The following is a 24,648-nucleotide window of genomic DNA, read 5'->3' as shown; positions in this document are numbered from 1 at the left end:
GAGGCTTGAGTATCTGCGCCGAGATTTGATACGTATATTACGAAGAAGCTAAGCTTGTTATATCCCAAACCTATGGAATAGCACCGTGATCAACTTTCGCTTGATACGCCACCTCTGGCTGTTCCTCGCTGTTGCTGAGGACAAGAATTTCAGCCGCGCGGCCAAGCGGCTGGGTATGTCGCAACCACCGTTGACCGAGCAAATACAGGCGTTGGAACAGTCCCTACGCGTTCAACTGTTCACCCGATCACGCCGCGGCGCACAGCTGACCGCCGCGGGGGCCGCAATCCTCCCCGCAGTCCGAAAGTTTGCTGATCAGCTGGAACGACTTGAATTGGCGGTCCATGAGGCAGTGGCCGGCCACGCTGGCGTGGTGACGATCGGGGCGATCACATCGGCCATGATCGACGTGCTCCCCCCGCTGATCGAGCGGTTCAAGCAGGACCATCCATTGATCACGGTTTCGGTTAGAGAGATTGATAGCGCGGAGGCCATTCCCGCGCTTGAATCCGGCGACATCGACATCGCCTTCGCGCGCCTGGAAGGCAATCTGGGCCGGCATTTGCAATCCCTGCCATTGTCCGAGGATCGATTGGCAGTCGCGCTACCCAACGATCACCCCCTTGCCGCGAGTGAATCGATCTCGCTCAAAGCCCTCGCGGACGAAACCCTGGTCATGGCCTCGCGGGATGTAAGCCCAGTGTATTTCGACTATCTGGTCGGGCAGTGCAAAGCCAGCGGCTTCGCCCCGCGCATCGTGCACCAGGTCCGCTCGGTCTCTTCACAAGTCGCCTTCGTCAGTTGCGGCCAGGGTATTGCACTGGTCCCTACGTCGATGGAAAAACTCGCCCCCGAGAACGTCGTCATTCGCCCTCTCCAACCCGAGGTGAAGGTGGTGACAACGGCCATGGCCTGGCATGGGGAGCATAAGAATCCGCTGGTCGAGGCGATGATCGATCAAGCCAGGCAAAACTTGCTGTCATAGGCCGGGCATATGACAGGCTTCGTGGCTTCGTATTTTACAAATTATCTGGCGAGCTCAAGATGGGGGTATCTGCAATAGGAGCTTCATCAGTGCCCCACCCAGCTCGCTTCACCCACGAGAAAATTCCGCTGAACATCGACGGTGTGCAGCTCGACCTGGCGGTGATACACCGTCCCGGAGCACAAGCGCCGATCCTGTTCCTCCACGGTTTCGGCTCCACCAAAGAGGACTACGCCGATATCACGCTGCAGCCCTCTTTTGATGGGCACCCCTTCATTGCCTATGATGCGCCAGGCTGCGGTGAGAGCGCGTGCAGCGACCTTTCGCGCATCAACATCCCATTCCTGGTGAAAACCGCGCAAGCCATACTCAAGCATTTCGGGATCGACACCTTCCACCTTGTAGGTCATTCCATGGGTGGATTGACCGGCCTGATGCTGGCTCACGGGCAGCCTGAGCGAGTACTGAGCTTTGTCGATATCGAGGGCAACATCGCCCCTGAAGACTGCTTCCTCAGTCGTCAGATCCATGATCACCGCCGTGATGATGATGCACGCTTCTTCCGCGAATTTATCGAGCGTACCCGTCAGGCTTCGGACCCTGCGAGCGCCCTCTATGCCGCCAGCCTCTCGCACAAAGTGTGTACCGGCGCAGTACGAGGCATTTTCGAATCGATGGTGGATCTGTCCGACAACGGTCAGCTGATGGACAAGTTCCTGGCGCTGCCATTTCCACGCCAATACATGTATGGGGTGACCAACTCACACCTTTCCTACCTGTACGACATCGCCGCACAGGGCGTGCACCTGGCATGCATCCCTGACTGCGGTCATTTCCCGATGTACTCGAACCCCATGCTGATGTGGCAACACATCAAAGCGCTGCAAGACCGCGTTTAAGCGGATCGAACCCTTCTGCGCGGCCGTGCCGGCCGCGTGAAGCTCGCACTACCCCAGTAAAAATAATAATGAGGTTGCGCCATGCTCGAAGCCATCAACGGTTTTCTCTCGGGAAAACTGCTCATCGTCCTGGTCGTCGGACTGGGCGCCTATTTCACAATCAAGACTCGTTTTGTGCAGCTTCGCTACTTCCTGCACATGTTCAAGGTATTCAAGGACAGCCTCACCAGTAACTCGACGCAGATCAGTTCGTTTCAGGCCCTCATGCTCAGCCTTGCAGGGCGAGTCGGTGCGGGCAACATTGCCGGCGTCGGTGTAGCCGTCACGCTGGGCGGCCCAGGCGCCGTCTTCTGGATGTGGGTCACGGCCCTGGTAGGCATGGCGACTACGCTGATGGAGTGTAGCCTGGCCCAGTTATACAAGCGCAAGGATGCCAGCGGCCAGTTCTATGGCGGACCTTCTTTCTACATGGAGTACGGCCTGAAAATGCGTTGGCTCGGCGTGCTGATGGCCATTCTGCTCATCGTCACTTTCGGTTTTTCCTTCAACGGCCTGCAATCGCATGCAGTGACACACTCCCTGCAGAACGCCTTCGGCATCAATCCGGCCTACTCAGGCATCGCTCTTGCCATCGTGCTGGGGCTGGTGTTCGTCGGAGGCATCAAGCGGATCGCCAAGGTGGCCGATTTGCTGGTGCCGGTAAAAACCCTGGCCTATATCGCGGTAACGCTGTACGTCATTGTCTTGCAGTTCGATCATGTGCCGATGATGCTTTTGACCATCTTCAAAAGTGCGTTCGGACTGGACCAGGCCTTTGGTGGCCTCATTGGCAGCGCCATCGTGATGGGGGTCAAACGGGGCGTATTCGCCAACGAAGCCGGCCTGGGTAGTGCACCGAACGTGGCGGCAGTGGCCGAGGTCAAGCACCCGATCTCTCAGGGTGTGGTGCAGGCGTTCAGTGTGTTCTTCGATACGTTCGTCATCTGTACTTGCACTGCACTGCTGATCTTGCTGTCGGGCTTCTACACCGCTGGATTTGCAGGTGACGGCCTGGTTTTGACGCAGAATTCGCTGGCTGCGGTGGTAGGCGAGTGGGGGCGCGTTTTCATCAGCGTCGCGCTTGCATTGTTCGTGTTCACCTCGATCCTCTACAACTACTACCTCGGCGAGAACAACCTCAAGTTCATCCTCGGTGAAAGCCGCAAGGTGCTGTTGGGATACCGCGCGATCGTGCTGGGGTTGATTCTCTGGGGCTCCGTACAGGACCTTTCAACGGTATTTGCCTTCGCCGACGTCACCATGACGCTTTCTGCCCTGGTGAACCTGATCGCCCTGACATTGCTGTGCAACGTCGGCCTTCGGTTGCTCGCAGACTACGACAATCAACGCAAGGCAGGCATTACCGAGCCCGTACTGACTGCCAGCGCTTTCCTGGACGTGAACATGGACAAGGCCATCTGGGCCGCCCAGGCCCCAGAACCCGCAGAAAATCTAGCGATAGTGCCTAGCCATCGCTGAAGCGAGTTGGACTGACGGGGCCGGCTGATGGCCCCGGTCAGTTGAATGGACCTGCAGGTCCTGACCTGGGCGATCAAGGCGTCTGCATCGAATAGCCTTCCCTCATTCATCAAACCTGGAATTTCTAGTGAGGATACGACTCACGATCGCACGCCCTTTGGATTGCTGTTCACCACGACCTGGTCACCCTCAATGACGTTGTAGAAACAACTGCGGCGCCCGGTATGACAGGCACCCCCCACCTGATCGACTAAAACGAGCAGCGCATCTCCATCACAGTCCAACCGGACCTCTTTAACATGTTGAACATTCCCTGACGTTTCACCTTTGCGCCAGAGCCCTCCTCTGGAGCGCGACCAGTAACAGGCCTGCCGGGTCTGCAAGGTCTCGACGAGCGCCGCCTGGTTCATCCACGCCAGCATCAACACTTCGCCACTGTCGTGCTGCACGGCAACGGCGGCCACCAGCCCTTGGGGACTCCAGGGAATCTGTGCCAGCACGTCATCCAGAGGGAAACGCGATCCCGCCTCAGCCTGCTCGAGCTTGAGAAACATGATTTACGACCTTACAAATGTAGTTACTATATAACGTATCATGTAATCAACGACGCCTGCCTCTACAATCGGGAGCCCCATGAACCCATTTACAAGCCAAGGTAGCTACCCATCAGTTCGTCTGCGCCGTAATCGCGCCGACGACTGGACGCGCCGCCTTGTCGCCGAAAACACCTTGTCCGCTGATGACTTCATTTGGCCGATTTTTCTTAAGGAAGGCTCGGGAGGTAGCGAGCTGATCAGCGCCATTCCAGGCCAGGCACGGGTCAGTCTGAATGAGCTGATCGACCATGCAGGGCGTGCCGTAGAGCTTGGCATACCCGCAATTGCACTCTTCCCTGCCACTGCGCCCGATCGAAAGGACAGCCAAGGGAGTGAAGCGATCAATGCGGACAATCTGGTATGCAGGGCCGCCAGGTTATTGAAATCGACATACCCCGCCCTAGGGCTCATAGGCGATGTCGCGCTCGACCCCTACACAGACCATGGGCACGATGGGCTGCTGCGTAACGGCCGAATCGTAAATGACGAAAGCCTCGAAATGCTGGCTAAGCAGGCAATTGTCCAGGCGCAGGCCGGCATCGATACCCTTGCCCCTTCAGACATGATGGATGGGCGAATCGGTGCGCTCAGGAAAGCCCTCGATTCGGCAGGCCTGACCGATATTCGGCTCATGTCATACGCGGCCAAATACGCTTCGGGCTTCTATGGCCCCTTCCGCGATGCGCTAGGGTCTTCAAGCGCACTTAAAGGTGACAAGCGAACCTATCAGATGGATCCAGCCAACAGCGATGAGGCCCTGCGGGAGGTCGCACTGGACCTTCAGGAAGGCGCTGACATGATCATGGTCAAGCCAGGCATGCCATACCTCGACATCATCCAGCGTGTGAAGTCGACGTTTGCAGTGCCCACATTTGCCTACCAGGTCAGCGGTGAATACTCGATGATCAAGGGCGCGATCAATAACGGCTGGCTTGATCCACACAAGGTCATCCTCGAGTCGCTGATGGCATTCAAGCGCGCGGGCTGCTGTGGCATTCTGACCTACTTCGCGCTTGAGGCCGCAGAGCAATTGAAGCGGGGCTGAGATTTCCCTGCTGCGATGAACGAGCCCTTGTGTGACACCCCCAGCCTGGCAATGCGTTACAAGGGCTGTCACCAGGGCTTCATGCTCAAGCCGATTCAGGCCTCGCCATGGCTGCAATCAGGCTGCCCGCAGGTGGCTGCTGACGGAAGTAACGCTCTACCCCCGTGAAGATCGCAGCAGCGATTTTGCGCTGATGGCGTACATCATGAAGCCGCCGGCAATCATTTATATTAGAGATGAAGCCCGTCTCCACCAAAATTGAAGGCACTGCCGCGGACTTCAGTACCGCAAAACCTGCCTGCTCCACTTTGGATTGATGCAATCTCGACACCCCTCCAAGTTGCGCGAGCACCTGGTGTCCCAAGTCCAGGCTGGTGGAAATGGTGGCATTCATTGACATGTCCAGCAGAACCCCGGCCACCATGGGGTCATGCTTGCGCAGCTTGACGTCCAGGCCGCCGCCGACCGAATCGGCACCATTTTCCCTGGCAGCCATCCAGCGGGCCATCGACGAGCTTGCCCCTCCTTGGGAGAGGGCAAAAACCGACGCGCCGGAAGCAGTCAGCCTGGGCGCAGCGTCTGCGTGCACGGAGATGAACAGGTCGGCATTCAACCGCTGAGCCACTTCTGCACGCTTGCGCAATGGAATGAACACATCACCGGTACGCACCAGGCGAGCCTTATACCCCTTCTGGGCATCTATGCGCCTAGCCAGTAGCAACGCAATCTGCAGGGCAACAATTTTCTCTCGCTCCCCTTTGGCCCCCACGGCTCCGGGGTCTTTTCCTCCATGGCCCGCATCGATCACTACCAACAGATCCCGGTTGGACTTCCCCGCTGGCCGCTCCCTGACAGCCCCGGCCGCTCCAGCCGACGCGGCAGCCTGGTTAGCCAGGCCCGTGAGTAGCAGCTCGAGCTTGTGATTACCCTGCAACACAGCCAGCTCACCCCGTACACCCGACCGCGTCAAATCCAGGACGATACGCAAATCACCTGTTGGTGTTTTTCCACTGCGAATCGCGTGAACGGGCGTACCGGCCAACGCCAGGCCATCCAGTGATGCATCAAGTTCAGCCTGGTGCAGATCAAGCACCACCCGCGGTGGCGACTCCAAGGCAAAGCTATTGGCGACCACCGGGCCACTCAGATCGAACAACAACTTCGTAGACCCCGCCGCACGAACAACGCTCACTCGCCGCACAACAGCACTCGATGCGCGCGCAGCAAATGATGCCGGCAACGCTAGACCGGCTAGCAAAATTTCAACAAGCTCCGTCTATCCATACACCTTTACACCTTGAGTTGTATCAGCTCACCGGGCAGTTGATCAGTTGCCGCCTACCCTCTGCGCTCCGCACGCTTGCGCCCCATGAAGAGGGTTTCGTGGTGCTCACCATTATGCTACGTTATAACATTGTTACTCGAAAGCCAAGACACTCGTCTCAAGCAATAAAGGGGCCTGCAGGGTGTTCATCCATATCTTCCATCCATCAGCTCAACTGCCTGACGTGACGCGTGAAACGATCAAAATGACCTTCAGGGCATTCAAGGACAAGGCAGGACACATCGAAGGCATCAGCGTATGACGTCGACAATTCACCTCCACAACACCCTCACCCGCCAGAAAGAACCGCTGCGCACTGAGCAGGCTGATCGGGTGACCCTGTACGTCTGTGGCCCGACTGTCTACAACTATGCCCATATAGGAAACGCCAGGCCTGCGGTCGTGTTCGATATCTTGGCGAGGGTGCTGCGCCACGAATACAACGAAGTGGTGTATGCGCGAAATTTCACAGACGTGGATGACAAGATCAATGCAGCAGCGATCGCGTCAGGGTCTCCCATAGCCGATATCACCAATCGCTTTATTGATGCCTACCATGAGGACATGACCGCACTGGGTGTTGCGTCACCCGATCTGGAGCCGCGCGTGACAGATCATATTCCAGACATAATCGACCTCACCAAGAGGCTGATCGATCGCGGCCATGCGTATGTCGAGCAAGGGCATGTGCTTTTTCACGTTCCCTCGTACCCAGCCTACGGCCAGCTGTCGGGGCGGCTACCTGAAGACATGATGGCCGGCGCTCGTGTCGAGGTCGCGCCTTATAAACGCAGTCCACTGGACTTCGTGCTCTGGAAACCATCGACTCCTGAACTGCCTGGGTGGGATAGCCCTTGGGGACGAGGTCGGCCAGGCTGGCATGTTGAGTGCTCTGCCATGATTGGTCGCCACCTCGGTCATACTATCGACATCCATGGCGGAGGCCAGGATCTCATTTTCCCCCACCACGAAAACGAGATCGCTCAAGGTGCCTGCGCCAATGGCACGCTTTACTGCCGCACATGGGTACATAACAGCTTCGTCACAGTAGACGGGCAGAAAATGTCCAAATCACTGGGCAATGTATTGCTGGTTCGAGATCTTTTGGCTCAGGCCCCCGGTGAAGCCATCCGGTTTGCGCTGCTCTCCACGCACTACCGGCGCCCCATGGATTGGAATGCTCAGCGTCTACAGACTGCCGTGCAAACCTTGACCCGGTTCTATACCTCACTCTCAAAGGTGAGCTCACTGGCTTCTGCTGCCGATGTAGCACCGGACAACCAGGTTGTTGAATCTTTGAAGAATGATCTGGCCGTGACGGAGGCGCTAGCTCGGCTTCATGTGCTCCGGTCTGATCTCGACCACTCAGCAACAGATGAAATGCGCGCGCTCAACAAAGCAAAATTGATCAGCTCCGCTGGCTTGCTTGGGCTGTTGCAACAGGAGCCTGATGCGGCACTCGCTGCATTGGCAGCGCCTTCAGCGTCAGCGCAATACCCTTTGCGTCATCGCCAGTATCTCGAGTCGTTACTACTCGCAAGGGACACTGCACGCAGTACTCGCGATTTTGCCAAAGCAGACGCCTTGCGTGATGAGTTACTGGCTGCAGGCTTCAGCATCGAAGACACCCCGGAAGGTTCCAGGTTGCGACCGTCGGCGAGGAGCGTGATATGAGGCAGTGGCCGAATTTGATTCTGATTGCGTTGGTGCGCGGCTATCAGCTGTTCATCAGCCCGGTGATCGGCAGTCGCTGCCGATTTCACCCCTCTTGCTCCCAATACTCCATCGAAGCACTGCGCACTCATGGCGCATTGCTGGGCAGCTGGTTAACGCTGCGACGGCTATTGCGTTGCCACCCGTTACATCCCGGCGGATTTGACCCGGTACCGCAGAAAGGCAACAAAAAAGAAGGTGGTTCATGCTGATCCGTAAGCTTTTCAAATTCGAAAATGCACACATCGTACGCGGTTGCAGCACCCGTCGATGCTCTCACTCAATCCACGGGCACTCGTATAAAGTCGAGCTGCTTTTGCACGCAGACGCCCTGGATCACGGGCAAATGGTGTACGACTTCGGGTTGCTGAAAGGGGATGTTCGCGAGCTGATCGACGCCTTTGACCACTCCGTCGCAATCTGGTCAGGCGATAATCCCGAATACATTGCTTCTATTCGCAAGCACTCCGAACGGTGGGTGTTGATTCCCGTCTCCCCGAGCGCGGAGCAATTCTCCAGATTGATCTTCCGCTTGGTGGATGCCGCGCTGCAAAACGCAGAGATGAGCAATGGCGAGTTCGGGGTTCAACTGCACTCTGTCATCGTCCACGAAACCGAAACGGGCTATGCACAGTGCTTTCGCGAAGACGTCGTGAATCCACGCATGGGCTTGATCGACCTTGATCTCGTCGAGTTCTCTTCTGCCATTAGCACTCAGTGGTCAGACCCCGATCTGTTTGAACGCCTCAAGCCAAGGCACACCCTGAATCAGACCGGTCCAGACAGCCGGCTGTGAGCCGTGCAAAGACGTTTTCATGGTGGTCACGCTGCCCAGGTTTCGTGCAAATGACGCCACAAGATCCGCCCGCCCTGAACACTGAACAGTGCAGTCGAGATTCGTGTCTTGGCGTTCTGCCCGGGTAGCCGATGTGTTTCTTGATAGCGGATCAACGCCCCCTCCGGCCACTGCGCCAATGATTCCATCCCGATGAGCTCAATGGCCAGCCCTGGCTGGCTACCTGCACGTTGTGCGAACAGGGTGGCTACGTCCTTCAGGCTTACCTGAAGACCATTAGGCGTGACCATTGAGAACTCCGGATGAAAGCGCTCGATCATCGCCTCAACCTTGCCCTCCCCCCTGGCGAATAGCGCCTCTATCAATACGTGCAGGTCAACGACCTCTTGCAAGTACGGATTCATAACGTCCAATTCCTTTGAAGTGTGCGCCTACCCTTGGGATACGGTGCTTGCGCGGCTTATGCTCTTTTCTGGAGTAAAGCTTTAACGTTCAACGTAAAGGCTTCGAGTGTGAAGGGTTTCGTCAGCACAGCCGTGCTGGGCTCTAGCTGGGCGTTTTCCAGTATATGGGGTTGCGCATACCCGGTCATGAACAAGACCGGAAGACCAGGCCTGGAGCTGCGGCCAGTATCGGCCATCTGCCTGCCGTCGATCCCCCCTGGCAGACCAATGTCTGTGACCAGCAGATCGATGCGGGTATCCGAGCGGAGTAGCTGAAGGCCGGCAAGGCTATCGGTCGCCTCAATGACAGTGTATCCGCAGCTACCCAGCGACTCACTCACAAACATGCGCACGGAGGGTTCATCATCGACGACCAGCACCGTTTCGCCTGAGGCGGTATGTTCTGATACAGGCAATGGCTGGGTACGTACTGCAGTGTCGATCTCAACCTTATGGCTGGGAAGCTGCAGATATACCCGGGCACCGCGGCCCTCTTCTGACTCGATCCGGACTTGCCCACCTGACTGTTTGGCGAAACCATAAATCATGGACAGGCCAAGCCCGGTACCCGCGCCCACAGGTTTGGTCGTGAAGAAGGGCTCGAATGCACGCGTTAGCGTGTCGGTGCTCATGCCCACACCGTCATCGGCGACACAGATCGTGAAGTACGTTCCGGGTGCCAGTTCAGGATCGAGACCTGCCCCTTGTTCCAGCACCTCGTTGTACGTCTTGATGGAGATCGATCCTCCACCTTCCAGTGCGTCGCGAGCATTGATACACAGGTTTAGCAGCGAGTTCTCTACTTGAGCCGGATCGACGAGGCAGGTACTGGATGCAGCCTGGAGCTCAACCTTGAGCTGGATTGCCGGCCCTACCGTCCGGCTTATCAGCTCCTCCATATCACTGATCAGGGTGTTCACATCGGTATGAACAGGCATCAGCGTCTGGCGGCGAGAAAAAGCCAACAGTCGGTGGGTCAGGGATGCCGCCCTTTGTGCCGCACCCTGTGCCACCGTCAGGTAACGTTCTACGTCAGCGGTGCGCCCCTGCTTCATGCGGAGCTTGATCAACTCAAGGCTTCCCGTGATGCCCGCGAGCAGATTGTTGAAGTCGTGTGCGATGCCTCCGGTCAGCTGACCGACCGCCTCCATTTTCTGCGATTGACGCAGCGCTGCTTGCGCCGCTTCTCGCTCGGCCACGGCTTCTTCGATCTTCGCTTCCAGGGTGCGGTTAAGCTCCAGCAATTCCGACTCGGCTTTCCTTCGCGCGGTTACATCGATGGACGAGCCGATCAGCCCCATGACCTCGCCTGCTTCGTCACACAGCGGCGCTTTGACAGATAGCCAGTAGGTGGCCGTGCCATCCGGCATGTCGACACGCTCTTCGATCTGAACGGCCTTGCCGCCATGCATGATGTGCTGATCGGTTGCCATTATCTGGCGTGCTTGCGCTTTGTCTTCCAGAAACTCCAGGTCGGTCTTGCCCAGGTAGAATTCTGGTGGCTTGCCAACCAGTTGGGTGACGCCGTCATTGGCAACAATCAGTCGCCCCTGCCGGTCCTTTGCGTAGACCACACCCGGAACGGCAGCCGTGAAGGTTCGAAGCAAAGCTGACATCCTGTCGCGCTCAGCCTCTGCTGAGCGGCGTGACTCAATGTCCATGAGAATGCCAGGGAACCGAACAGCCTGACCTTTTTCGTCAAGCTCGGCTCTGCCATTCGCCTCAATCCAGCGGTAACTGCCATCATGCTGTCTGACACGGTATTCACAGCGGTAGGCGCCACCGCGGCTCATTGCCTCCTGGATATCGGCTGAGACACGATCACGATCGTCAGGGTGAATGGAGGCAAAAGCCTCCTCAATCGGAATTCCAGCCATGCATTTGTCTGCAGAAAGCCCGAAAGACCGCGAGAAACGCTCATCCGCGGTAACCTGGTTTTCCTGAATATCCCACACCCACGTGCCAATGATCGCGCCAGCATCGAGCGCCAACTGTAGACGCTCCAAAGCGGTCGTCGGAAACGCGGACTCCTGATGGGTTGATGCGGGAGCATCCAGGCCTCCTGAAGAGCTGGCGCCTTCGCGATCCATATACTGCCTCTTTATCCACGGACATGAGCGACTGGTTTATGGATGCGATTCTAAAGCGTGATGTCGTTTCAGCACAGCCCAAAGCCCATCCGACTCAATTCCCCTCGCCGCAGAAAATGGCACACCGCCCGCTAACGGTCATGCAAATGCTTCTTCAAAAAGGCCCGGGTACGGTCCTGCACCGGGTGCCTCAGGATTTCCCCCGGCGCCCCTTGTTCCACAACGACCCCGCCATCCATGAACACGATCTGATCGGCTACTTCGCCGGCAAAGCGCATTTCATGGGTGACGATCAACATGGTCATGTGCTCGGCCGCCAGTTGCTTCATTACCAGGTTCACTTCTTCCACAAGCTCCGGGTCAAGCGCTGAGGTTGCCTCATCGAACAACATGACCTTGGGTTGCATGGCCAACGCCCGGGCAATGGCAACGCGCTGCTTCTGCCCGCCAGACAAGCGCGACGGATATTCGTCGACCTTGTTCTCCAGCCCCACCTTCTGCAGGTACTCCAGGGCCAGCTCCCTGGCCGCACTCTTTGAATAGCCCTTGAGCTTCACAGGCCCTATCGCAATGTTTTCACAGACGGTGAGGTGCGGGAACAGATTGAAGTGTTGAAACACCATGCCCATTTGCTGGCGCACCCGATTGATGTGCTGCTCGAAGGCACGGCCTTTCAAGGGCCGGTTGACCTGATCGCCGTCCAGCCAGATTTCACCGCCATTGAGCACTTCGAGATGGTTGATCGACCGCAGCAGGGTACTTTTGCCAGAGCCACTCGGGCCGATGATGGCGAAGATCTGCCCACGCGAGACCGACAGGTCGATGCCCTTGAGCACCTCAAGTGTGCCGTAGGCTTTGCGAGCGCCCTTCACTTCTACCATAGCGTTGTTGTTCATCGTGACATCTCGACCTTTGCTTCAATAAGATGCAACCCAGCCTCGAGTATCAGGTTGGCCACGTAGTAGATCACTGCGACGGCAATATAGAACTCGAAGGGGCTATACGTTTCGCTGACAGCCAATTGGGCGCTGTAGACGAGTTCGGCAATACCGATGATCGACACCAGTGAAGTGTCCTTCAGTAACACAATGAGGTTGTTCCCCAGCGGCGCAATGGTTTTTCTAAGGGCCTGCGGAACAATGATGTAGCGCTGCGTCATGGCCCTGCTCAGGCCGATCGAGCGCGCGCCCTCTATCTGGCCTGGGTCAACCGCTTCGATACCGGACTTGATAACCTCGGCGTTGTACACCGCAAAATGCAGGCTTAGCCCGATAATCCCCGCAGCCAGCGCCGGGATATCGATACCCACCTGAACCAGCCCGTAATAGATCAGATACAGCTGCAGCAACAATGGCGTGCCCATCAACAGCCAGGTCACGAAACGCACAGGCAATGCCATGGCTTTCGGCGCATACAGGTCGATCAGGGCAAACAGCACACCCACTGCCAGGCTGATGACACTGGAGCAGAGAAACATGACAACCGTCCACCACAGGCCGGTTGCCAGCATTTCATAGTAAGGCATGATGACACTCAGGTTGAATCCTTCCACTGGCACTCCTCACTTGGTTGCGTATCGCCGGTCCAGCACTTCCACCAGGTACTTGACCGCGTAGACCATGACGATATAAAGCAGCGCCGACACCATGAATATCTCGAACGGTTTGTAGGTTGAACTGATGAAGCGCTGCGCGGTGTAAGTCAGTTCAACCACGGAAATGGCCGAGACCAGGGCAGACCCCTTGATCAGGCCGATGGCATTGACCCCAAGCGGTCTGATCATCAACTTCATTGCCTGGGGAATGATGATGAATAACAGCGTCTGCCTGCGGCTGAAGCCAATCGACCGTGCGCCCTCCGCCTGGCCAGGGTCGACGTTATCGATAGCACCCCGAATGGACTCCGACATATACGCCGCGATATTCATGCCTAAACCGATCACTGCAGCAGAAAACGGCTCCAGTTCAATGCCTATTTGTGGCCCACCAAAGTAGATGATGAACAACTGCACCAGGCAGGGTGTGCCGCGAAATACGCTGACGTAGATCTTGGCTGCCCATCGCAAGATTATGAATGGCGATAATCTGAACGCCACCAGCGCGATGGCCAGGCATAAGCCCAATAGCAGTGCAAGCAACGAGATCTGCACAGTTACCCAAGCGGCTTCCATGAAAAACGGGTAGGTGCGTTGGATCAATGACAGGTCCATAAAAACCACTCCAAGTGTGCATCAACGAATGTCGCTACCCACCCATTTCATGGAGATGTCTTTATAGGTGCCATCGGCCAGGATCTCGTCCAGGGCCTTTTGCAACTGGGCCTTGAGTTCCGGGTTGTTTCTGCGAATGGCAATGCCCAGGCCTTCACGGCCACCCTGCTCGTCCGGCAGGCTGATGATCCGCACTTTCTGCCCGGTCTCTTTTACCGCAACCATGACCGGAATACTGTCCATCACTACCGCGTCGATACGCCCGGCTTCCAGATCAACCAGCATTTCTGGCAAGCCTTTATAAGTGCGCACTTTAAGATTACCGCGATTACGCGCCCATTTATCATGCGAGTCGCCCAGGGTCACGCCAACGGTGACATCCTTGAGATCATCAAGCCCCTTGATCGGGGAGTCTTCCTTGACGCCGATGGTACGGCCTGCGTGGTAATAAGGGCCTACGAAGTCAACGGCTTTCAACCGCTCGGGCGTAATGGTCATCGAGGCGATGACCGCGTCATATTTCTTGGCCAACAGCCCGGCGATAATGCCGTCGAACGGCGCGGTAATAATTTTTATGTTCACACCCAGGCGCTGGGCGAGTGCTTCACCAATGGAGGCGTCGAAACCGACAATTTCATTCTTTTCATTGGCAAAACTGAAGGGAGAATATTGGCCGCTCATGGCCACGCGCAGCACTTTTGAGTTTTGAACGGCCTGTAAATCATCGGCGTGTGCCATGCCGTGAGAAAACAATGCAGCCGCCGTAACAGCGGTGGAAGCCAGTAGCATCCTGGTTTTTCTTGCCAGCATCGGGGCACTCCTTGGAAGTTTCTATTTCTTATTGTCCTGGGCTCGAAGTCCCAACCTTCACTGAGAGCTTTGCACACTGAAACCCTGAAATCACCCTGCAATGTGCGTGTTCGGCTGGCACATTGCCGGAATCGACCGACATAGTGTCGGCGCTATTTCGGGCTTTGAATTAACTGGAGTAGTGTCTGGCCATGCACTAAAAATAAGCAAGTATTCGGCTGGTTTGCCTCCCTGCACTTTACCGGGGCAGCCGGTCATTTACCGGTGATCAGGCGGGAGTGTCAGCATTGCGCGAGTTAGACGTCAAAGATCGGGAAATCCTCGAAATACTGTCCAAGGAAGCACGTGTGGCACTCAAGGCGCTGGCGGCAAGAGTTGGCCTGTCGAGAAGTGCCACCAGCGAACGGGTTTTGCAACTGGAGCGTAGCGGGGTCATTCGCGGATATCGTGCCGACATTGGTGAAATCGATGCCAATGTCATACGGGCAATCATCCTGGTGGCGCTTAAACGTACGCCGGCACTTGGGCTTTTGGACCTTCTGGCACAGAACGCCCAGGTTAAACGGGTTTCATCGGTCAGCGGGCAGCTGGACCTGATAGTGGAGGTCGAAGCACGGACGATTGATGATTTGAACCGTGTACGGGACGCCGTGGCGTGCCATGACTCGGTAGACGACATTACTACGGCAGTAGTGCTGCGGCGTGACATAGACCGGCAGAAGGCCTGAACCTTGCGGGATCAGGGGCCGCGTTGCGCTCCATCGCAGGCAAGCCAGCTCCCACAGGAATTGCGCAATCTTCGATATTTGCGCTGTACCTGTGGGAGCTGGCTTGCCTGCGATGGGCTGCGCAGCAGCCCCGCTCGCTCTGCTGTACTACTTCAATGCTGCGGTAAAGCTGTCTTTCAGCACCTCGAGGAGGAAGTCGGCGTTAGCCCGGCTGAAAATCATCGATGGGCGCATTTTCAGCACGTTGTCATGGGGGCCTTCGGTGCCGATCAACACGCCGCGCTCCCTGGCGCCATCAGCCACCTTTCTGGCCAGGGCCGTGGCCGGCGCCTTCGACTTGCGGTCTGTGACCAGCACGATGCCGAGGAAGAGCCCAAGCCCGCGCACATCACCAATCACGTCAAATTGCTGCTGAAGCTTGCGGAAACCCTCTAGCAGGTAACTGCCGACGTTCAAGGCGTTTTCTTTCAACTGGTCGCGCTCGATTGCATTGAGCACTGCCAAGCCTACCGCGCACGACACGGGGTTGCCGGCGAAGGTATTGAAATACTCCATGCCGTTGTTGAAGGCATCGGCAACCTCGCGCGTGGTCACAACCGCCGACATCGGGTGGCCGTTGCCAATCGGCTTGCCCATGGTGACGGCGTCCGGCACCACCCCCTGGGTCTCGAATGCCCACCAGTGGCTACCGACCCGTCCAAACCCGACTTGCACCTCATCGGCCAGGCACAGCCCACCCTCGGCGCGAACCATGGCGTAGACCTCCTTGAGGTAGTTATCAGGCAGGAACACCTGCCCCGCTACACTCGGGATGGATTCGGCGAGGAAGAACCCGGGGCCCTTGCCGGCCTTGCGCATGGCATCCAGTTGCTCTGCTACCGATTCGGCAAAGCGCTTGCCATGCTCCTCCACTGGCCAGTGCTCGGGCGCGTAGTAGCTATCCGGGACCACCGCTTCATAAACATGCGCCGCCCTGCCCTTGCCGGCCTTGCGCTTGTATTTGTACGGGCTCAGGTCGATGAGTTCTTGCGTGGTGCCGTGGTAGGCCCAGTCCAACACGATTGCCTGATCACTGCCTGTGTAGTTGCGCGCCATGCGCAGCATCAGGCTGTTGGCTTCACTGCCCGAACAACCAAAGGAAGCTACGCAAAGGCCCTCTGGCAGCGTACCGGTCAGGCGTTCGGCGTATTCCACGATGTTGTCGTGCAGGTAGCGGGTATTGGTGTTGAGTAGCGCAGCCTGGCGCGTCAAGGCCTCGACCACGTCCGGGTGGCTATGGCCCAGGTGGCACACGTTGTTGAAGCAGTCCAGGTAGGCGCGCCCGAAGTTGTCGATCAGCCATACGCCATCACCGCGCACGAATTTGATCGGGTCGCTGTACGAAATCGACAGGTTCGGTAGCAGCAGTTCCTTGCGCTTGGCAATGATCTGGGCCTTGGTCATGCCCTGCTGGCTGTAGGTCTCTGGCGGGATACCGGCCAGGGTCGAGGCATCAGGGAACAGGTCAGCCCACACCTCGCGGTACTCTGGCTCACCCACGCCAATGACCTCGCTCGCGCTCAGCTGGGTATCGGTGGTCATCTGCAGATGCAGGTGGGGAATCCAGCCGCCGTTTTCATGATCGGCGCCCATGTAACCGACCAAGTCGCCCGCTTCAAGCTTGTCACCGGTTTTCAAGCGGCTGAGCGCCTCATGGGCCATGTGGCCCCACAGGGTCAGGAATGGCGGGCAACCGGGTGGCGTGTGCTCGATCATTACGAGGCCACCATAGCCTAGCGGGTCTGGTTCTACCTCGACGCTTCTGACGGTGCCGGCGACCGGTGCGTACAAAGGCGTACCGGCTGGCATCACCAGGTCGACACCGACATGCAGTGTGCGGCGTTGCCCCTTGATGAAGCGGGACTCGAACGCGGTGTCGGTGTAGATGGTGCGCAACTCGCCCCAAGGCCCGATGGCCAGCGGCACCTGGTGAGCGGCAGAGAACTCATCCCACCAACGGGTTGCATCTGCAGGGCGCTGCTCTGCCGAGGCGATGGTCATCTCGTGGGTGGCGTCGCCAAACGGGGCAATCACCTTGTTAAGGATGGCGGCAGACGGGCGCACCAGGTCGGCGAAGGACTTTTGATTACCCGCTATCCAGCGGCGGACTTCGCCTGCACCGTCGATGGCATCAAACCCACAGGCCTTGCGCAGGATGCCGGTGGCCAGCCGTGGGTTCATCGAATCAAGCTGTTCCAGCAGGCGCCAGGCAGGCGCTTCACTGATCGCCAGGTAGGGGTTGTCCTCTGTCTGGTCCTGCCGGGAAGCGGAGAACGTGACGCTGATGACCAGGCGCATGGCGATCAGGTTGAACAACACATCAAGCTCTTGCGCTTGCAGCGGATACTTCTCATGGAAGCCGGCCACCAGCGCAGCAGCGGCGCCGATCGGGTCGTCCATGTCGAGAATGGCGTAAGCGCTGGCAATCGCGACTTCGGCAATCAGCACCGTATGCACGGCATCGCCAAAGTCGATGAAACCGGTCACCTTGCTGGTGGTTTCGGCGTCGACCAGGATATTCCAGTCGTTGGCGTCGTTGTGGATCACCTGCGCCCGCAGTGAAGCCAGCTTGGGCTGTACAATCTGTTCAAACCGGGCAATGAAACGCTCGACAATCGCCCGGCGCTCGGGGCTCTTGATGTAATGCAGGCGCGAACGGGAACGCGCCGCATGGCGCAGATCCCAGTCCAGGTCCCGCACGGCACCTGGGTGCATGAAGCCCTGCAGGGCGCGGTCAAGCTCACCCAGTGCCTGGCCAAAGTGCCTCATCAGCTCGAATGAACGCTTGGCCTCGGCCAGCGGCGTGCCAGACAACCAACTGACCAGGCGCACCGCATGCTGTTCACCTGTGGCACTGGCCACACACGGCAAAAAGTCACCCGCCACACTGGCGCGCAGGTGAGGCACGCCCAGGTGCGCGCCATGAACGGCCAGGTGCCCGAGCAGCGCGGTTTGAAACTCGCTCTCTACCCTGGGCTCGCTGGCGTTGACGATTTTCAGTATCCAGCCTGCATCAACGCCGGTGTTCAACCGGTAGTTGCGATCACGCTCCCCGTCCAGGGGCGATGCGGTGCCGGTGACATTGAAGAATTCTTTTGCGAGGCCTTCGGCATCGCTTGCCGAAAACCAAGGTGCCGGGTGGGAAAGGTCTGTCATATCATCACGTTCCGAGCGAGCAAATAGTTTTTTCAATAGCTTGTCATGCACCGTCGAAACGGACACCCTGCATACGGTCGGGATCGACAAGCATAATGCCGGTTCCTACCGGCATAAAGACGGCGGGTTAGACAGGTGGTGCAATGCGTGAGCTGGACGCAAAAGATCGTGAGATTCTTGAAGTACTTTCGAAGGACGCGCGTATTGCCCTGAAAGCATTGGCAGCCCGGATAGGCCTTTCCAGAAGTGCCACGACCGAGCGCGTAGCCAACCTTGAGCGCAGCGGGATCATTCGTGGTTATCGGGCTGATATCGGCGAAATAGACGCCAATGTCATACGTGCGATCCTGCTGGTGACGCTACAGCGCACACCCGCCATGGGGCTGCTCGACCAACTGGCAACAGACGCACGCGTGCGCCGCGTTTCTTCAGTAAGTGGGCAGCTCGACCTGGTGGTTGAAGTGGAAACCAGAACAATCGACGACCTGAACCAGGTGCGAGACAACGTGGCACGTCACGAATCAGTGGATGACATTACCACGTCGGTAGTCCTGCGCCGCGATATCGACCGCCAGGGCGCCTGACAACCCGCTTCCGGGCTTTGGAAACAACTGTCTAGCTCAAAATCTGAAAGCCCCCGAGATCACTGTGGGAGCGGGCATGCCCGCGAACACCGGCGAAGCCGGTGCCATCCACCGCGCAGGATTCTTCGCGGGCATGCCCGCTCCCACAGAGTACGCGCAGCACCCACGAGCTCAGCTTTCGCCATGCCATGCGAATCAGCTTTCGCGTATGTGCCGTTCCTTGCGTTCCTGCCGCTCCTTGGCCTCGATGCTCAGCGTCGTCGTTGGCCGTAGCAGCAGGCGCTTGAGGCCGATGGGTTCGCCGGTGTCCTTGCACCACCCGTACTCACCCCGGGCAATGCGCTCCAGGGCTTCGTCGATCTTGTCCAGCAGCTTCTTTTCCCGCTCGAGCAGGCGCAGCTGCCAGTGGCGTTGCTCCTCCACAGAGCCCAGGTCAGAAGGGTCGCTGCTTGGCTCGAATTCACGCATGAGTTCGAACTCGCCGGATATTCGCGCTTGTAGCTCGGTGCGCTGCGCCAGCAGCAGATCGCGGAAGAATGCCTGCTGTACGGCATCCATATAGGCCTTTGCGGGCATGCAAAGCAGTTCCTGTTCGGTCATTGCAATCACTCTTGCTCAGTATTCGAAGGGTTAGCGCCGCTGTGCATTGAACGCCAGCGGTAATCCCTGGCAGTGCGTGTTCAGCTTTTGGTCATGCCAGGCCAGTTGGCCGGAGACGATCGTGGTGGTCACACGATGACGCAGCCGATGGTGCTGGAATGGCGTCCACTGGCAGTGGGCAAGTACCGGGTCCAGGCTGACCGGCCGTGGCTCGGCGAGGCGCTCGATGAGTGTCAGGTCCGCCCAGTAGCCCTCACGCAGGTAGCCACGCTCGCGGATCGCGAACAGGTCGGCGACCGCATGGCTGGTTTTACGGACCAGCTGAGTGATGGGCAGCACACCCTCCTCGACCAGCTCGAACAACGCCGGCAGTGCATGCTGCACCAGAGGCAAACCTGAAGGTGCCGACGCGTAGGGCCTGTTTTTTTCGGCGAGGGTATGCGGCGCATGGTCTGTACCGATCACATCGATGCGGTCGCACAGCAGCGCCTGGCGCAAAGCGTCGCGGTCTGTGCGGGTCTTGATGGCCGGGTTGCATTTGATGAGGTTGCCAAGGCGCGCATAGTCGCTGTCATCAAACAGCAGGTGGTGGGCACAGACCTCGGCCGTGATCAGCTTGCTGGCCAACGGCCCAGGTTGGAACAGTTCCAGCTCCTTGGCCGTGGTCAGGTGCAACACATGCAGGCGCGTGCCAAACCTGTTCGCCAGCGCCACGGCCAGGCTGGACGAGCGCCAGCAGGCTTGCGCATCACGTATGAGCGGGTGCATCGCCGACGGGATGAAATCACCGAACTGCTCACGGTAACGCGCTTCGTTGTCGAGGATGGATGGCGTGTGCTCGCAATGCGCCAGCAAAACCGTCGGCACACAAGCGAAAAGGCGCTCGAGCACGACGGGGTCGTCCACCAGCATATCGCCGGTAGAGGCCCCCATGAACACCTTTACCCCGGCAACCTGCTGCGGGTCGAGCCTGGCAACGGTCTCAAGGTTGTCCTTGCTCACACCAAAGTGAAAGCCATAGTTGGCGGCAGAAGACGCGGCTGCGCGGGCCTTCTTGTCGTCCAGGGCGGCCAGGGTCAAGGTCGCCGGGTTGGTATTGGGCATGTCCATGAAACTGGTAATGCCACCGGCGACAGCGGCCCGCGACTCGCTGGCCATGCTGCCCTTGTGTGCGGCACCGGGTTCGCGGAAATGCACCTGGTCGTCGATCATGCCGGGCACCAGCCAGCGCCCTTGCGCATCGATTTCGACGGGGGTATTCAGGCCATCGATGCTGCCGGCGATTTTCTCGATTCGCCCGTAGGCAACAAGGACGTCCGCATCGAACACCTGACCTTCATTCACCAGGCGGGCATTTCTGACAAGGATACGGCTCATGCATGAGTCTCCTTGTGTTTACTGCTCGCCACGACCTGTTCGCGCTTGAGAAACATGATCTGAAACCTGCCTCGATAATGTTATGTTATAACACATTATCGCACGACAGCATGGTCGTGCCACTCATCCCTCGTGAATCTCAGGTAAGCATCCATGAGCGCATCCCCCGGCTCCCCCGTGAACACTGAACCCTATGCCGATACCGAAATGGCCTGCCTGGCAGGCGCCAAGGCCGCGCTCTATCGGTGGGCAGCAACGGTGGCCACCCGTGACGTTGACAAGGTGCTGGCACTGTATGCGCCGGACGCCATTCTGGTGCCGACCTTGTCCAACCAGGTGCGCGACTGCGACGACAGCCGCCGCAACTATTTCGAGAACTTTCTGGCCAACGACGGGCTGGTGTGTGACATCCAGGTGTTCAAGAAGCGCGTCAGCCGCAAGCTCGGCACCGTGGTTGTGGGCGGGCTCTACACCTTTGTCTATCGCCAAAGCGGTAAGCAGCGCGTGGTACCGGCGAGGTTTCTGTTCACCTTTGAACATATCGATGAGCAGTGGTTGATCACGGGGCATCACTCATCGATCGAGGCATGAGGTGATCGATGTTGCAAATCAATCTCAACTATAGCTAGTATATTGTTACCGTATAACATTCTCTTAGGAGCGCTACATGAAACCAGGCATTCACCCCGACTACCGCCCCGTTCTATTTCACGATGTGGCTGCCAACGCCTTTTGGCTGATCAGGTCGACCATTGATACCGACAGGACCCACGTGCATACCGATGGTGTCAGCTACCCGTACGTCACGCTGGACGTTTCCAGCGCCTCGCACCCGATCTACACCGGGCAGGAACGCAAAGCCAAAGCCGAGGGCCGGGTGGCTGGCTTCAACAAGCGGTTTGCGGGTTTTACTGCGAGGTGAGCAGGTACTTGCTTGCGTAAGCATGGGCGCAGTTCCTGTAGGAGCAGCCTTGTGCTGCGAAGAGGCCCGTAAGGCTAAAGACTATCTGCGGCTGCAATGGCCTCTTCGCAGCGCAAGGCTGCTCCTACAAGGGCTTGTGTTTGCCTTGGGTGCAAGTGTGGGGCGCGCGCGCCGCGCACTCACTGCGTTCGAAGCACTCGATCAATCTCGCCAACCAGCTGCCGCACGGCCGCCTCGACAGTGCCCTCATTACGGCACAGCACCCAGCCGTGCTCCGCAACCGCGCGCTCGAACGCCTCGGTACAGGCCACCTGCTCATCCAGGTTGTGGATCACCGTACTGCCCAGCCCACGCGTGCGTGCCGCCGCCCTCGCCCATGAGGTTTCAGGGGCTGTGACTACGCCGACATGCAAATCGGGCACCTGCACATTGCGCTCGAGGTTAAGGCGCAAGATCTGGTCAAAGGGTACCGTGCGGCGGAACGCGGCATCAGAGGGATACCAACGATCAATCAGGATGATGCTGTCTGCTGGCTGCCTGGGCAGTACATGTCGGGAAATCCAGGCGCGGCTTTCAGCGAAGCGCTCGCATACCCTGAGCTCCAGATCCTGGCACGGGCTTCTGGCCAGCTGGTTGACCAGGACCATGGTTTCGCCCCGGTAAGGGTCGTTCTTTTTTTCGCAAAGGCGGATCACCTTTTTCCCTTCTTGCCTCAAGGCCTGGGTAACGGCCTCCAACAGCGTGGTCTTGCCGGTGCCCTTGGGCCCATCGAGGGAAACAAACAGCGGGCGGTTCATCGTTCAATACCAGTTGGCTCAGGCGCGGGATAAGACCATTGATCGCAGTTTGCCTTCAAGCATTTCCCGACAGGAGTACATCTGTACTCCACAGGTGAAAGGCGGCAGTTGCCGCCTTCGCCCCCGCTCCAGATGCCAATCAGACCTGCGCTTGCCCACCATCGACGAACAGTTCGGCGCCGTTGACGAAACTGGCATCGTCACTGGCCAGGAACACCGCGGCATTGGCAATTTCAACCGGCTCCCCTACCCGGCCCAGTGGCACTTGCGCCGCCAGGTAGTCCAGCAGGCCTTGCTGCTGCTGTGCATCCGGCCCCGCCAGGTCGACAAGACCGGGGGTGCGCGTTGCGCCGGGGCTGAGGGTGTTGACCCTTACCCCGCGGTCCTTGAGGTCGAGGATCCAGCTGCGGGCAAAGGCGCGTACGGCGGCCTTGGAGGCCGAATAGACGCTGAAGGCTGCAGTGCCGGAGCTGCCTGCCGTAGAGCCGGTAAGAATGATCGAGGCATTGCGCGCCAGCAGCGGCAGCGCCTTTTGCACGGTGAACAGCACACCTTTCACGTTGCGATCGAAGGTATCGTGATAGTGCGCCTCGGTGATGTCCCCCAGTGGCAGCATGGCGCCACCGCCAGCGTTGGCAAAAAGCACATCCAGTTGCCCATGTTGCTTGCTGATACGGGCATACAGTTCATCGAGTTGATCGCGCCGGGTGGAGTCGACCGCAATGCCGGTGGCGTTACCGACCAGTGCGACCGCCTTGTCCAGCTCAGCCTGGCGGCGACCGGTGATATAGACGTACGCACCTTCTTCGGCAAAACGTTTTGCAGTGGCAAGGCCGATACCGGTAGTGCCGCCAGTGACCAATGCGATTTTGCCTTCCAGTTTTTTGCTCATGGTGTTTCTCCCGTCGGTTAGGTGAGTTGCTGTTGGGAGAAGCGTATCGACCTGCGCATATTTTCAAAATAGAATCATTTGAAACCCATCATTGCAGATATGAAATGGCAAGAATCCCCGATTTCGAAGGGCTGGCGATGTTTGCCAAGGTCGCCGAAGAAGGCTCCTACGCTGCGGCATCACGTGCCATGGGCGTGTCGGTGCCGACTGTTTCACGCGCGGTAACCCGCCTGGAGGAGCGTTTGGGCGGACGCTTGTTCAACCGCACTTCGCGCCGGCTGTCGCTGACGGAATTTGGCAAGCGCATGGTCGAACAGGCCAGTGCGCTTTACCGCCAGGCCGAGGAAATGGAAAGTGAAGCCCTCGAACTGTCGGTGCAGCCTCGGGGGCTGGTGCGCCTGGCGGTGCCCATGTCATTCGGCCTGCGCTGGGTCACGCCGTTGTTGCCCGAGTTGCTGGCACGTTACCCGGGGCTGGAGCTAGACCTGCATCTGTCAGACTCCACCGTCGACCTTGTAGCCGACGGTTTCGACGCCGCACTGCGTATTGCTGCACTGCCTGATTCATCGTTGGTGGCACGGCGTATCTGTTCGGTCACCCAGTACCTGCTGGCGGCGCCCGGGTATCTGGCCGAACGCGGCCGACCTGCGCATCCGCGCGAACTGGCCGAGCATGCCTGCATGAGCTATGCCTATCGCGCCCGCAGCCAGGTGTGGCGCTTCACCCATGCCGACGGCACGGAACAGGATGTAACGCCGCGTGGGCCACTGCGGGTTACCAACGCCGATGCGTTGATTGCCCCGTTGCTGGCGGGCCTGGCAATCGCCGAGCTCCCGGAGTTCATTGCGGCTGAATACCTGGCGGATGGCCGCCTGGAAAAGGTGCTGCCCGAATGGAGCATGACCCAGGGTGGGCTGTATTTCGTTACACCCTCGGCGCGGAGCCGGCCACGCAAGGTACAGGCATTGGCTGACTTCTTTGTCGAGCGGTTGTCCGAGCCCGCCTGGGAGCAACTGTCTTGGTAAAAATCCAAGAGTTTGCCCGCTCCCACAGGGACCGCGCAGGCGTCAGGCTGATGCAGTCCCTGTAGGAGCGGCTATAGCCGCGAACACCGGCGAAGCCGGT

Annotated in this window: 25 protein-coding genes; 12 read left to right on the top strand and 13 right to left on the bottom strand. The window is 58.4% G+C overall.

Annotated features, from left to right (window positions below; genetic code table 11):
- The first annotated feature begins 85 nt into the window (after positions 1-85).
- The 3 genes from ABOC32_RS17720 to ABOC32_RS17710 all read left to right on the top strand — a co-directional run bounded on the left by ABOC32_RS17720 (position 86) and on the right by ABOC32_RS17710 (position 3,402).
- Positions 86-985 carry a LysR family transcriptional regulator gene (locus ABOC32_RS17720; RefSeq protein ID WP_426808184.1) on the top strand — a complete coding sequence of 300 codons (900 nt, stop codon included), beginning with the start codon at positions 86-88 and terminating at the stop codon, positions 983-985.
- Positions 986-1,074: 89 nt separating this feature from the next.
- A complete protein-coding gene (locus tag ABOC32_RS17715; RefSeq protein WP_426808183.1) occupies positions 1,075-1,884 on the top strand; it encodes an alpha/beta fold hydrolase in 810 nt (269 codons plus the stop codon).
- Between the two features lie 81 nt (positions 1,885-1,965).
- The gene (locus ABOC32_RS17710; protein ID WP_426808182.1) at positions 1,966-3,402 is read left to right on the top strand and encodes an alanine/glycine:cation symporter family protein; all 1,437 of its coding nucleotides are present in this window, start codon (positions 1,966-1,968) and stop codon (positions 3,400-3,402) included.
- Positions 3,403-3,542: 140 nt separating this feature from the next.
- On the opposite strand, the gene hisI is transcribed toward ABOC32_RS17710, so the two are convergent.
- A complete protein-coding gene (hisI, locus tag ABOC32_RS17705; protein WP_426808181.1) occupies positions 3,543-3,956 on the bottom strand; it encodes a phosphoribosyl-AMP cyclohydrolase in 414 nt (137 codons plus the stop codon).
- Between the two features lie 79 nt (positions 3,957-4,035).
- Here hisI and hemB point away from each other — a divergent pair, with 79 nt between their 5' ends.
- Positions 4,036-5,043 carry a porphobilinogen synthase gene (gene hemB, locus ABOC32_RS17700; RefSeq protein ID WP_426808180.1) on the top strand — a complete coding sequence of 336 codons (1,008 nt, stop codon included), beginning with the start codon at positions 4,036-4,038 and terminating at the stop codon, positions 5,041-5,043.
- Between the two features lie 85 nt (positions 5,044-5,128).
- On the opposite strand, the gene ABOC32_RS17695 is transcribed toward hemB, so the two are convergent.
- Complete coding sequence (locus ABOC32_RS17695; RefSeq protein WP_426811624.1) at positions 5,129-6,304, bottom strand: N-acetylmuramoyl-L-alanine amidase; 1,176 nt, start codon at positions 6,302-6,304, stop codon at positions 5,129-5,131.
- Positions 6,305-6,625: 321 nt separating this feature from the next.
- Here ABOC32_RS17695 and cysS point away from each other — a divergent pair, with 321 nt between their 5' ends.
- From cysS to ABOC32_RS17680, 3 genes are read left to right on the top strand one after another with little or no spacing between them, the layout of a single operon-like run.
- Complete coding sequence (gene cysS, locus ABOC32_RS17690; protein ID WP_426808179.1) at positions 6,626-8,041, top strand: cysteine--tRNA ligase; 1,416 nt, start codon at positions 6,626-6,628, stop codon at positions 8,039-8,041.
- Positions 8,038-8,292, top strand: coding sequence for a membrane protein insertion efficiency factor YidD (yidD, locus tag ABOC32_RS17685; RefSeq protein ID WP_426808178.1), 255 nt, complete (start codon positions 8,038-8,040; stop codon positions 8,290-8,292). Before cysS ends, yidD begins: the two co-directional genes overlap by 4 nt.
- Positions 8,286-8,876: a 6-pyruvoyl trahydropterin synthase family protein gene (locus tag ABOC32_RS17680; RefSeq protein WP_426808177.1), complete on the top strand. Its 591-nt coding sequence runs from the start codon at positions 8,286-8,288 to the stop codon at positions 8,874-8,876. The genes yidD and ABOC32_RS17680 overlap by 7 nt, the downstream gene beginning before the upstream one ends.
- A gap of 26 nt (positions 8,877-8,902) precedes the next feature.
- On the opposite strand, the gene ABOC32_RS17675 is transcribed toward ABOC32_RS17680, so the two are convergent.
- From ABOC32_RS17675 to ABOC32_RS17650, 6 genes are all read right to left on the bottom strand, one after another.
- Positions 8,903-9,280, bottom strand: a complete 378-nt coding sequence (locus tag ABOC32_RS17675) for a DUF4440 domain-containing protein (protein WP_426808176.1) — start codon at positions 9,278-9,280, stop codon at positions 8,903-8,905.
- A gap of 56 nt (positions 9,281-9,336) precedes the next feature.
- Positions 9,337-11,409, bottom strand: coding sequence for a PAS domain-containing protein (locus tag ABOC32_RS17670; protein WP_426808175.1), 2,073 nt, complete (start codon positions 11,407-11,409; stop codon positions 9,337-9,339).
- Between the two features lie 131 nt (positions 11,410-11,540).
- Positions 11,541-12,290 carry an amino acid ABC transporter ATP-binding protein gene (locus ABOC32_RS17665; RefSeq protein ID WP_426811623.1) on the bottom strand — a complete coding sequence of 250 codons (750 nt, stop codon included), beginning with the start codon at positions 12,288-12,290 and terminating at the stop codon, positions 11,541-11,543.
- Positions 12,291-12,301: 11 nt separating this feature from the next.
- On the bottom strand, positions 12,302-12,961 hold the full coding sequence (locus ABOC32_RS17660; protein WP_426808174.1) for an amino acid ABC transporter permease: 660 nt from the start codon (positions 12,959-12,961) through the stop codon (positions 12,302-12,304).
- A 9-nt stretch (positions 12,962-12,970) separates the two neighbouring features.
- On the bottom strand, positions 12,971-13,618 hold the full coding sequence (locus ABOC32_RS17655; protein WP_426808173.1) for an amino acid ABC transporter permease: 648 nt from the start codon (positions 13,616-13,618) through the stop codon (positions 12,971-12,973).
- A gap of 21 nt (positions 13,619-13,639) precedes the next feature.
- Entirely contained in the window at positions 13,640-14,428 is a 789-nt protein-coding gene (locus tag ABOC32_RS17650) for an ABC transporter substrate-binding protein (protein WP_426808172.1), read from the bottom strand.
- 287 nt (positions 14,429-14,715) lie between these two features.
- Between ABOC32_RS17650 and ABOC32_RS17645 the strand changes: the two genes are divergently transcribed.
- The gene (locus ABOC32_RS17645; RefSeq protein ID WP_024717903.1) at positions 14,716-15,156 is read left to right on the top strand and encodes an Lrp/AsnC family transcriptional regulator; all 441 of its coding nucleotides are present in this window, start codon (positions 14,716-14,718) and stop codon (positions 15,154-15,156) included.
- Positions 15,157-15,303: 147 nt separating this feature from the next.
- Here the strand turns inward: ABOC32_RS17645 and ABOC32_RS17640 are convergent, their stop codons facing one another.
- A complete protein-coding gene (locus ABOC32_RS17640) occupies positions 15,304-18,351 on the bottom strand; it encodes an aminotransferase class III-fold pyridoxal phosphate-dependent enzyme (protein WP_426808171.1) in 3,048 nt (1,015 codons plus the stop codon).
- Positions 18,352-18,494: 143 nt separating this feature from the next.
- Between ABOC32_RS17640 and ABOC32_RS17635 the strand changes: the two genes are divergently transcribed.
- Positions 18,495-18,935, top strand: coding sequence for an Lrp/AsnC family transcriptional regulator (locus ABOC32_RS17635; RefSeq protein WP_043196280.1), 441 nt, complete (start codon positions 18,495-18,497; stop codon positions 18,933-18,935).
- 195 nt (positions 18,936-19,130) lie between these two features.
- On the opposite strand, the gene dksA is transcribed toward ABOC32_RS17635, so the two are convergent.
- Positions 19,131-19,535 (bottom strand): RNA polymerase-binding protein DksA, encoded by a 405-nt coding sequence (gene dksA, locus ABOC32_RS17630; protein WP_426808170.1) that lies wholly within the window; start codon positions 19,533-19,535, stop codon positions 19,131-19,133.
- Between the two features lie 30 nt (positions 19,536-19,565).
- Positions 19,566-20,912, bottom strand: coding sequence for a dihydroorotase (locus tag ABOC32_RS17625; protein WP_426808169.1), 1,347 nt, complete (start codon positions 20,910-20,912; stop codon positions 19,566-19,568).
- A gap of 153 nt (positions 20,913-21,065) precedes the next feature.
- On the opposite strand from ABOC32_RS17625, the gene ABOC32_RS17620 reads away from it, so the two are divergent.
- Together ABOC32_RS17620 and ABOC32_RS17615 are read left to right on the top strand one after the other, a co-directional pair.
- Entirely contained in the window at positions 21,066-21,503 is a 438-nt protein-coding gene (locus ABOC32_RS17620; RefSeq protein ID WP_426808168.1) for a DUF4440 domain-containing protein, read from the top strand.
- 76 nt (positions 21,504-21,579) lie between these two features.
- Positions 21,580-21,834, top strand: coding sequence for a type B 50S ribosomal protein L31 (locus tag ABOC32_RS17615; protein ID WP_086979211.1), 255 nt, complete (start codon positions 21,580-21,582; stop codon positions 21,832-21,834).
- Between the two features lie 179 nt (positions 21,835-22,013).
- Here the strand turns inward: ABOC32_RS17615 and ABOC32_RS17610 are convergent, their stop codons facing one another.
- Both ABOC32_RS17610 and ABOC32_RS17605 read right to left on the bottom strand, forming a co-directional pair.
- The gene (locus ABOC32_RS17610) at positions 22,014-22,631 is read right to left on the bottom strand and encodes a dTMP kinase (protein WP_426808167.1); all 618 of its coding nucleotides are present in this window, start codon (positions 22,629-22,631) and stop codon (positions 22,014-22,016) included.
- 139 nt (positions 22,632-22,770) lie between these two features.
- Positions 22,771-23,523 (bottom strand): SDR family NAD(P)-dependent oxidoreductase, encoded by a 753-nt coding sequence (locus tag ABOC32_RS17605; RefSeq protein ID WP_426808166.1) that lies wholly within the window; start codon positions 23,521-23,523, stop codon positions 22,771-22,773.
- Positions 23,524-23,627: 104 nt separating this feature from the next.
- On the opposite strand from ABOC32_RS17605, the gene ABOC32_RS17600 reads away from it, so the two are divergent.
- Entirely contained in the window at positions 23,628-24,548 is a 921-nt protein-coding gene (locus tag ABOC32_RS17600; RefSeq protein WP_426808165.1) for a LysR family transcriptional regulator, read from the top strand.
- Positions 24,549-24,648: the final 100 nt, after the last annotated feature.

Origin of the sequence: Pseudomonas sp. WOUb67, assembly GCF_050058005.1 — a bacterium.
Classification (GTDB): domain Bacteria; phylum Pseudomonadota; class Gammaproteobacteria; order Pseudomonadales; family Pseudomonadaceae; genus Aquipseudomonas; species Aquipseudomonas putida_R.
Note: the sequence above shows the minus strand (reverse complement) of the source record. Positions and strands in the feature narration are given on the sequence as shown.

What these genes read in the sequence shown, in the direction of transcription:
- ABOC32_RS17665 (WP_426811623.1), bottom strand. Translation starts at nt 12,290, where the DNA reads ATGGTAGAAGTGAAGGGCGCTCGCAAAGCCTACGGCACACTTGAGGTG.
- ABOC32_RS17710 (WP_426808182.1), top strand. Translation starts at nt 1,966, where the DNA reads ATGCTCGAAGCCATCAACGGTTTTCTCTCGGGAAAACTGCTCATCGTC.
- dksA (WP_426808170.1), bottom strand. Translation starts at nt 19,535, where the DNA reads ATGACCGAACAGGAACTGCTTTGCATGCCCGCAAAGGCCTATATGGAT.
- ABOC32_RS17605 (WP_426808166.1), bottom strand. Translation starts at nt 23,523, where the DNA reads ATGAGCAAAAAACTGGAAGGCAAAATCGCATTGGTCACTGGCGGCACT.
- ABOC32_RS17625 (WP_426808169.1), bottom strand. Translation starts at nt 20,912, where the DNA reads ATGAGCCGTATCCTTGTCAGAAATGCCCGCCTGGTGAATGAAGGTCAG.
- ABOC32_RS17640 (WP_426808171.1), bottom strand. Translation starts at nt 18,351, where the DNA reads ATGACAGACCTTTCCCACCCGGCACCTTGGTTTTCGGCAAGCGATGCC.
- ABOC32_RS17635 (WP_043196280.1), top strand. Translation starts at nt 18,495, where the DNA reads ATGCGTGAGCTGGACGCAAAAGATCGTGAGATTCTTGAAGTACTTTCG.
- hemB (WP_426808180.1), top strand. Translation starts at nt 4,036, where the DNA reads ATGAACCCATTTACAAGCCAAGGTAGCTACCCATCAGTTCGTCTGCGC.
- cysS (WP_426808179.1), top strand. Translation starts at nt 6,626, where the DNA reads ATGACGTCGACAATTCACCTCCACAACACCCTCACCCGCCAGAAAGAA.
- ABOC32_RS17675 (WP_426808176.1), bottom strand. Translation starts at nt 9,280, where the DNA reads ATGAATCCGTACTTGCAAGAGGTCGTTGACCTGCACGTATTGATAGAG.
- ABOC32_RS17650 (WP_426808172.1), bottom strand. Translation starts at nt 14,428, where the DNA reads ATGCTGGCAAGAAAAACCAGGATGCTACTGGCTTCCACCGCTGTTACG.
- ABOC32_RS17670 (WP_426808175.1), bottom strand. Translation starts at nt 11,409, where the DNA reads ATGGATCGCGAAGGCGCCAGCTCTTCAGGAGGCCTGGATGCTCCCGCA.
- ABOC32_RS17680 (WP_426808177.1), top strand. Translation starts at nt 8,286, where the DNA reads ATGCTGATCCGTAAGCTTTTCAAATTCGAAAATGCACACATCGTACGC.
- hisI (WP_426808181.1), bottom strand. Translation starts at nt 3,956, where the DNA reads ATGTTTCTCAAGCTCGAGCAGGCTGAGGCGGGATCGCGTTTCCCTCTG.
- ABOC32_RS17600 (WP_426808165.1), top strand. Translation starts at nt 23,628, where the DNA reads ATGGCAAGAATCCCCGATTTCGAAGGGCTGGCGATGTTTGCCAAGGTC.
- yidD (WP_426808178.1), top strand. Translation starts at nt 8,038, where the DNA reads ATGAGGCAGTGGCCGAATTTGATTCTGATTGCGTTGGTGCGCGGCTAT.
- ABOC32_RS17620 (WP_426808168.1), top strand. Translation starts at nt 21,066, where the DNA reads ATGAGCGCATCCCCCGGCTCCCCCGTGAACACTGAACCCTATGCCGAT.
- ABOC32_RS17615 (WP_086979211.1), top strand. Translation starts at nt 21,580, where the DNA reads ATGAAACCAGGCATTCACCCCGACTACCGCCCCGTTCTATTTCACGAT.
- ABOC32_RS17655 (WP_426808173.1), bottom strand. Translation starts at nt 13,618, where the DNA reads ATGGACCTGTCATTGATCCAACGCACCTACCCGTTTTTCATGGAAGCC.
- ABOC32_RS17610 (WP_426808167.1), bottom strand. Translation starts at nt 22,631, where the DNA reads ATGAACCGCCCGCTGTTTGTTTCCCTCGATGGGCCCAAGGGCACCGGC.